Origin of the sequence: Lactobacillus leichmannii, from assembly GCF_024701915.1 — a bacterium.
Taxonomy (GTDB): Bacteria; Bacillota; Bacilli; order Lactobacillales; family Lactobacillaceae; genus Lactobacillus; species Lactobacillus delbrueckii.
Genome location: NZ_QOCY01000045.1, coordinates 1 through 7,950 on the forward strand (window position 1 = coordinate 1; position 7,950 = coordinate 7,950).

5 protein-coding genes and 2 pseudogenes are annotated in these 7,950 nt (G+C 49.7%); 1 reads left to right on the forward strand and 6 read right to left on the reverse strand.

Features of this window, described 5'->3' with window-relative positions; all coding sequences use genetic code 11:
• A pseudogene (locus tag DS743_RS09285) lies at positions 1–339 on the reverse strand (MerR family DNA-binding transcriptional regulator); the annotation flags it as partial.
• 357 nt (positions 340–696) lie between these two features.
• Here DS743_RS09285 and DS743_RS06585 point away from each other — a divergent pair.
• Positions 697–2,096 (forward strand): annotated as a pseudogene (locus DS743_RS06585) (ATP-binding protein).
• 98 nt (positions 2,097–2,194) lie between these two features.
• On the opposite strand, the gene thrS reads toward DS743_RS06585, so the two are convergent.
• From thrS to coaE, 5 genes are all read right to left on the reverse strand, one after another.
• A complete protein-coding gene (thrS, locus tag DS743_RS06590) occupies positions 2,195–4,126 on the reverse strand; it encodes a threonine--tRNA ligase (protein WP_035184721.1) in 1,932 nt (643 codons plus the stop codon).
• 299 nt (positions 4,127–4,425) lie between these two features.
• Positions 4,426–5,349, reverse strand: coding sequence for a primosomal protein DnaI (gene dnaI / locus DS743_RS06595; protein WP_035184724.1), 924 nt, complete (start codon positions 5,347–5,349; stop codon positions 4,426–4,428).
• A 10-nt stretch (positions 5,350–5,359) separates the two neighbouring features.
• Positions 5,360–6,694, reverse strand: coding sequence for a DnaD domain protein (locus DS743_RS06600; RefSeq protein ID WP_035184726.1), 1,335 nt, complete (start codon positions 6,692–6,694; stop codon positions 5,360–5,362).
• Positions 6,695–6,697: 3 nt separating this feature from the next.
• Positions 6,698–7,165 carry a transcriptional regulator NrdR gene (gene nrdR / locus DS743_RS06605; protein WP_002879222.1) on the reverse strand — a complete coding sequence of 156 codons (468 nt, stop codon included), beginning with the start codon at positions 7,163–7,165 and terminating at the stop codon, positions 6,698–6,700.
• 13 nt (positions 7,166–7,178) lie between these two features.
• Positions 7,179–7,763 carry a dephospho-CoA kinase gene (gene coaE, locus DS743_RS06610; RefSeq protein ID WP_013439915.1) on the reverse strand — a complete coding sequence of 195 codons (585 nt, stop codon included), beginning with the start codon at positions 7,761–7,763 and terminating at the stop codon, positions 7,179–7,181.
• Between the last annotated feature and the right edge of the window lie 187 nt (positions 7,764–7,950).

Sequence of the window (7,950 nt, forward strand, 5' to 3'; positions counted from 1 at the left end):
CTTTTTCTTATAGTTGAGACTAGATCCAACGTCTTGAATGATCTTAAACTGATAGCCATTGACTTCGCAATATCTAGACACCACGTCCTTCTGCCTTTAGAGGTCTTCTTTTTGATGACCAGAAGAAACCCGGCAATAGCCGATGGTCAGCAGCTTCTTAGGCTTAGCTGCTTTCATATTGCCTTACAGAAGCTCATCTAGGATTTCTTTAGTGTAGCGACGTTGATTGGAGGCAGTTCTAAGCGGAGTAATCAATCCCCCAGCTTCCCAATTGCGGAGAGTTGACTTAGCAACATTAAGATATTCAGCTGCTTTTGATATGGACATGTATTCGCTCATTATTTCTTCCTCCCAATCTTTTGATACCGAAATTATATCATGAATTGGTAAGAAAAATTACTATTTAGTACTGGGTGAAATTAATACTTTTTAACAGTCACAACCTTTTCCCTCTCCTTTTCTCATCTCTTTAATTCGCTTTCTTTTGAAATTATCATATATAGTCATACTGATCAAGGAAACTCTCCATTTGCTTTTATCAATCATTCATCTGAAATATGTCCTTGTATACGCAAAAAATCTCGCCTCAGTGTTGAGACAAGGTGCATCCCTCAATTAACAATATCGTAAACTTATATATCGTAAACTTGTAAAGTATAATATTGCAAACTGTGTTATTGCTAACGAGGTGTTTCAATGTTTATCGGCAGAAATCAAGAGCTTACAGCTTTGAATAAGCTCTATCAAGAAGACAGCTTTCAATTTGCGGTCATCTATGGCCGCCGTCGTATCGGGAAAACTAGCTTGATCAACCAATTTCTTAAAGGCAAGCGGGCCATCTATTTTACTGGTCTTGAAGAAAACGCCTTGGAAAACCTGGCCCGTTTTTCTGACGCGATTCGCGCCTACGAAGATCCCAGCTATCTGGATGGACCGAATTTTGCTTCCTTTGAGCAGGCCTTCAAATATCTCGTCCATCTCTCTGAGAAAAATGACCGCTTAATCTTAGTCATCGATAAATTTCCTTACCTGGCGAAAGCCTATCCGCCAATCAGTTCAATGCTGCAATCCTACATCGACCATTATTTTAAACAGAACAAACTCTTTCTTATCCTCTGCGGCAGCCCATGTCCTTCATGGAAAAGCAGGTCCTTGGCTACAAGAGCCCGCTTTATGGCCGCAGAACTACCCAGTTCAAGCTGAAACCCTTCAGCCTGCATGATGCCGAAGAATTTTTCCCGCAATTAAATAAGGAAGAAGTTTTTGAACTCAATGCCATCACCGGCGGAATTCCCCTCTACCTCTCCCTGATGTCTCCCAAAAAATCCCTTAGGGAGAACATCAAGGACAATTTCTTAACCACCAGCGCCATGCTCTATGCCGAGCCGATGAGTCTGCTCAATCAAGAACTCCGCGAGCCGGCAAGCTACATCTCCATCATCAGTGCCATCGCGTCCGGGGCCAGCCGGCAGTCAGAGATCTCAACTAAAACTGGTATTGCCAGCGGAGCCCTCAGCCCTTACCTGGACAATTTGATCGACCTGGGCATTATCGAAAAATGGTTGCCGGTTACGGAACTTGATAAAGCCAGAAGCCGAAAGACCATCTATGCCGTCAAAGATGGCATGTTCCGCTTCTGGTATACTTTCGTCGACAAACTGGTCAGCTTTATCGAACGGGGGATTACCGAGCCAATTTTAGACTACATCATTAAGCAGCTCCCCTACTTCATGGGACCAGAATTTGAAAAACTCTCCCAAGAATACCTCTGGTCCAAACTGTTTGATCCAGACCTGGTGCCAGAGCCTTTTGTCAACTTAGGCAACTGGTGGGGACCGGATCCCAAGGAAAAGAAGCAAGTCGAAATGGACATTGTCGGTTTCGATGACCAAAAGCTGAACGGCTACTTTGGCGAATGCAAGTGGAAAAACGAACCGATCTCCGCGGATATCCTCGAAACTCTCATCTGCCGAAGCAGCCTCTTCCCCACTCCTAAGAAAAATTACTACCTGTTCTCCAAGACCGGCTTTACTGATAAATGCCAGCAGCTTGCCCAGCAAGTCGACTGCCACTTAATTACCTTCGACATGATGTAAGTCTAAAAATAGAACCCCATACGCAAAAACATCCCGCCTCAGAGTTGAGACAGGATGTTTTTTTATGTCAGAAAGGGTTCAATTTTATAAGGAAGGAATTAGTCTTCGCGGGAGTAGCTTGCTACGTCCTTGCTCAGCTTGTCCATGAACTCAGCCAGGCTTTCGGAGTTTTGTTCTTCAGTCCCGTAAGGACGAACGTTAACCGTGCCAGCGTTCATTTCATCATCCCCAAGCACCAGAGTGTAAGGTACCTTTTGGGTTTGTGATTCACGGATCTTGTAGCCCAGCTTTTCATTTCTGAAGTCGATTTCTGCTCTGAAGCCCTTGGCTACCAGTTCGTCGCGAACCTTCTTAGCGTAGTCTGAGTGAGCGTCCAGGTTAACTGGAATGATTTCAGCTTGAACAGGAGCCAGCCAAGTTGGGAAGGCACCCTTGTAGATTTCAGTCAGGTAAGCGATAAAGCGTTCCATAGTACCGACAATCCCGCGGTGGATCATAACTGGACGGTGTTCTTCGCCATCAGCGCCGATGTATGACAGTTCAAAGCGTTCTGGCAGCATGAAGTCCAGTTGGATGGTTGACATGGTTTCGTCGTTGCCCAAAGCAGTCTTGGTTTGGATGTCCAACTTTGGACCGTAGAAGGCAGCTTCACCTTCAGCTTCAACGTAGTCCAGGCCCATGTCGTCCATGGCTGCCTTCAGCATGCTTTGGCTTCTTTCCCACATTTCATCGTTGGCAAAGTACTTGTCAGTGTTCTTTGGATCCCGGTATGAAAGACGGAAGTAGTAGTCATTGATGTCGAAGTCGTGGTAAACGTCCATGATAATTTGTAAAGTTCTGGCAAATTCTTCTTGAACTTGGTCCAGAGCTACAAAAGTGTGACCGTCGTTCAGAGTCATTTCCCGGACACGTTGCAGACCTGACAAGGCACCAGACTTTTCGTAGCGGTGCATCATCCCCAGTTCAGCAATCCGGATTGGCAGTTCCCGGTAGGACCGGATGTGGTGCTTGTAGATTTGGATGTGGGATGGGCAGTTCATTGGCCGCAATTCCAGCATTTCGCCTTCACCCATGTCCATTGGCGGGAACATGTCTTCCCGGTAGTGATCCCAGTGGCCGGAAGTCTTGTAGGCGTCCAGGTTCATCAAAACTGGCGTATAAACGTGTTGGTAGCCGGCTGCGACTTCCTTGTCCACGATGTAGCGTTCAATGATCCGGCGGATAGTAGCACCCTTTGGCATCCAGTATGGCAAACCTGCCCCAACCTTAGGGTCAACGAAGAAAAGATCCAGGTCCCGGCCGATAGTCCGGTGGTCTCTTTCCTTGATTTCTGCCCGCCGCTTAAGGTCAGCTTCCAGGTCAGCTTCCTTGAAGAAGGCAGTCCCGAAGATTCTTTGCAGCATTGGGTTTGAGCTCTTGCCCTTCCAGTAGGCACCAGCTACTGACAAGAGCTTGAACTTCTTGATCTTGCCAGTGTTTGGCAAAAGCGCGCTAAAGCCAAAGTCAACGAAGTCGCCCAGCTTGTAAGCGTCAACCACGTCGCCTTCCTTGGCCAAAAGTTCGCTCTTGTATGGGTCGTCCTTGAAGGCTTCAGCCAGTTCGCTCTTAGCTACTTGTACGTGTTCAATGGCTTCGCCGTTCTTGATAGCCTTTTGCAGGGCCTTTTCCAAGTCTGGCAATTCAGTAACCTTGATTTGGTCTTCCTTGTCAGTTTCGATGAAGAAGCCGTCTTCTGAAACTTCAGCCTGGCCCAGCTTGATTTCCGGGTACTTGTCCTTAACCAAGGCTTCCAAAACGAAGGCAACAGTTGCCCGCAAGACGCTCAAACCTTCAGCGTCCTTGTTGGTCAAAATGGCAACTTCGTGGTCAGCGTCCAGCTGAAAGTCAAGGGGCTTGATTTCCCCGTCAACCTTGCCGGCAACGGCATTCTTAGCCAGGGAAGTTGAGATGCTGGAAGCAAGGTCAGCAACGGAAACAGCTACGTCAAATTCTTTCTTTGAGCCATCTGGCAGAGTCAAAGCAAAACTCATTGGTTTAAATCCTCCAAAAACAAAAAAGTCCCGAGCACAAATACATGCTCGGGACGATTAATCATCGTGGTTCCACCCAAAATTCAGGCCTAAAGCGGCCTCTCTTATTGGACTGATAACGGCGTCCAACCTTGTCATTTATCTTTTGGGGTCATAGAAGGTGGGGTTCCTCCCAAATGGGGGCTTTCAGAACTGGGCCCCTCTCTCTGAAGCGGGAGGAATCATGTCTTCTATTTACTTTTCGATTATACCCCCTTGCCCGAATAAGACAAGACTTTTTTGCCATTTTTTCAAAAAATCTAAGGCAGGCGGCGGTTGTTCCCATAAACCACCACTTCTTTAGCCAAATAGCGGACTCTTTGCATCAGCCGGGCCGCCTTGACCGGGTCATCCGCGTTCTTGGTCGCGCTAAAGTGGCTCTCCAGGGCCTTCATGTCAAAGTTGGAGCTGAAGAAGGTCGGCAGGTCATTGTCCATCCGGGCCTGGAGAATCACGCCTAAAACGTCGTCTCTTGACCAGGGACTGAGGGTCTCGGCCCCGATGTCGTCCAAAATCAAGACATCGCAAGCCGCCAGGCGCTGGATTTCCGTCTGCAGGCTGTTGTCACCGAAGTGGCTGGACAAACCAGCGATAAAGGTCGGCATGTGCAAAAAGATCACCCTGCCGCCCATTTCCGCTACCCGGTTGGCCAGGCCCGCTAAAATGTAGGTCTTCCCGACTCCGAAGTCCCCGCTTAAATAGAGGCCCTTGGCATGGGGATTGCTCTGGTAAGCCTGCAAAAAGGCCCCTACTTCAAACAAGGCCTGCTTGCGGTCATCGGCCATGTCCAAGTCAGCCAGCTTGACCCGGCGCAATTTCTCCGGCAGGTCAATCAACTCAATCCGCCGCTTGGCTGCTGCTTCTTTGTCCCGGCGCTGCTTGTCCTGGCTGGCCTGGTAACGGATCCCGATTAAAGGACCCTCCATGAAAAGCTGGGGCAAATAGCCGCTGATCACCTTGTCGTGGCTGTCTTTTTGCCGGCAGTATTCATAGAGGCTGGCAAAGCTGGCGTCCACGCTCTCCTTAGTCAGCTGGTCCTGGTGGGCCGTCAGAAAGGCCCGGACGTCGGGGTCAGCGAAGACCTGTTTTTTCATCTTTTCAAATGATTCCGCCGAAAAATCATGCCCGTTCTTGGCTGCCGCGGCCTTAGCCGCATCACTCAACATGTCGCCAATTGCTCTCATCTAATCACCCTTACTTGTCTTTCTTGTCCGGCCCCTGCAGCATCTTCCGCAGGTCTTCATCAGAAATATTGACCGGCTGGACAAACTGCTTCTTGTTCCAGTCAGTCCCCTGTTCAAGCCGCCGGCTGCCTGAATATGCCGGGTAGTTCTTCTTTTGCCCTGACTGGGCCTGTTTCTTCCCAGCGCGCAGGTGCTTGATGGCGGCTTCCGGGGTCATGATTCCCTTTTGCAGCCAGTCGTTGGCAATCCGGTAGGCCAAATCCTGGGTCAAAACCGGCTGGTAGTTGAGGCAGGTGTAGACCAGAACATTGATCAAGTCCATTTCCAGGCCGACATTTTCCCGCAAATCATAGACGATCTGCCGCTCTCTGGCCGTGGTAAAGCCGCCCTTTTCCCGCTTCATGTCATCCAGGAAGTTGACCGGGGACTTGCTCTTCACCAGGTCTAAAAACTGCTGGTCTTGCTGGTCCACGCTCGGCCGGTCCTGCTTTTCTTCCTGGCGCTTGATTACCTGCTTGCGGCGGTGGTCAGCCTTGTAGTTGTAGTTAAGGCTCTTTCTGATCGCCGCAGCGTCCAGCTGGTAGCTGCCATGCAGGGTCGGCAGGGTTTCGTTGATAAACTCTTCCTCGCTTAAGCCGTAAAGTTCCATGATGGACCGGATTTCGTCTTTCTGCCGGTCGATCTCGCTTTCCGGGATCTGGTAAGTCACGAAGCGGTCTTTCAAATACTGCCAGTCGATCTGCTTTAAGTTGACCTGGGCTTCTTCCGTCTTCTGGCCGGCATTTTCCTCAGCCGCCTTTTGGACGTCTTCAGAAGGATTGATGGCCTCATTTTCCGGCAGGCGGAAGACTTCAAAAAAGGAAGCGGAAACTTCTTCTAGGTTGTCCAGCTGCCGCTCCTTGACCTGGGCCTGCTTGGCAAATTCCCGGGACAGCTGGCTGAAGCGGACCCCGCCAACTTTTTCTTTTAAGAGGCTGGCTAACAGCGAAGTGTTGAAAAACTCACTGGCCTCCGGCACGGCGTGCAGCTTAAAAGCCAGGATATCCCCCAAGCGGAGATTGTGGCTGACATAGGTCTTGAGTAGCCCCACAGCTTCCAGCTTATGCAGGGCCTGCCAGAGCTGGCGGAGGCTGCAGTCCAGGTCTTCTTGCAGGCTGTACAGGGCACTTGAAGCCGACAAAGACCGGTAAGGATCAAAGCCCTGGACCAGGGTCTGGTAGAGGGCAACCCCTAAAGCCCCGATCAAGGGCTGGTAGAGCTTGATTAAGACCTGCCCTTGCCCTGACTGGTCGGCCAGCTCATTTAAAACGACGTACCTGAGGCGGGGATTGTAATTTTCGTACATGGACTACTTGGCCTTGCTGTGCCGGTCCATCATGTCCTCCATGGTCTTCATGAAGCTGGACATGTCAGTGAACTGGCGGTAGATGGAGGCAAAGCGGATGTAGGCCACGTCGTCGATGTCGGCTAATTGGTCCATGACCAGTTCCCCGATTTCCTTGGAGTAGATTTCGCTGACTCCTTTAGCCCGGATCCGGTTTTCAACATTGTCGACCAGCTTGTTGAGCTGCTCGCTGGTTACCGGCCGCTTCTGGCAGGCAGCCGCCACCCCGTTCAGGATCTTTTCCCGGCTGAAGGCCTCTCTGGTGCCGTCGTTCTTGATCACCAAAAGGGGTGACTGTTCTACCCGTTCAAAAGTCGTAAAGCGGTAGCCGCAGTTTTCGCATTCCCGCCGCCGGCGGATGGTCCGCCCTTCGTCAGTTGGCCGGGAGTCAATAACCCGGGAGGCGTTTTGATGGCAATTTGGACAAAGCATTGTGAAGCTCCTTTCACGCGATAGTTTTCAGCAGATTGCTCAATTTGTCTCTTAATTCTTCTATTGTACCAGTATTTTCAAGGACATAGCTAGCCAACAGGCGTTTTTCCCCTAAGGGCAGCTGGGCCTGCATCCGCCTTTTAGCTTCTGCTTCACTTAAAGAGTCCCGCTTCATCAAGCGGTCCAGTTCCACTTCTTCCGGGGCCGCGATCAAGAGGACAGCGTCAAAGTAGTCCTGCCAGCCAGCCTCAAAGAGCAGGGGAACATCGATGACGCAAACAGAAGCCTGGCTGTCTTTCATCTGCTTTTGAACTTCTTTTAAGACCTCGCCTTGGGTAATTTCAGACAATTTGGCCAAAGCCTTAGGATTGGCAAAGACATACTGGCCCAGCTTCTTGCGGTTAAGACTCTTATCTTCATTGAAGAAGTCCGGCCCGAATTCTTCTAAGATCCTTTGCCAGGAGACCTGGCCCACTTCGGCCTGCTGGTGGGCAATCAAGTCGCTGTCGATGACCTGGCAGCCCAGCTCTTTTAATATCCGGCTGGCGGTCGACTTGCCCGTGGCAATCCCGCCTGTCAGTCCCAGATAAAAAGTCATCTAATCTTTTACCGAATCATAAAACTTGCTAAATCTTGATAATCACATCAATATTGGTAAGTTTTTCTGATATTCCTTTCTAGTTAAATCTATGGTTAGATTCAACTTGGCGAAAGAAATCAGATTTTTAACCTTTTGAAGTTAAGGTCAGTGAGTACGGTTGGCTGTCAAATAACGCCGGATAGCG

Bases quoted from the DNA above. Each gene is read 5' to 3' on its own strand.
- coaE (WP_013439915.1), bottom strand. From the start codon at position 7,763: ATGACTTTTTATCTGGGACTGACAGGCGGGATTGCCACGGGCAAGTCG.
- nrdR (WP_002879222.1), bottom strand. From the start codon at position 7,165: ATGCTTTGTCCAAATTGCCATCAAAACGCCTCCCGGGTTATTGACTCC.
- thrS (WP_035184721.1), bottom strand. From the start codon at position 4,126: ATGAGTTTTGCTTTGACTCTGCCAGATGGCTCAAAGAAAGAATTTGAC.
- DS743_RS06600 (WP_035184726.1), bottom strand. From the start codon at position 6,694: ATGTACGAAAATTACAATCCCCGCCTCAGGTACGTCGTTTTAAATGAG.
- dnaI (WP_035184724.1), bottom strand. From the start codon at position 5,349: ATGAGAGCAATTGGCGACATGTTGAGTGATGCGGCTAAGGCCGCGGCA.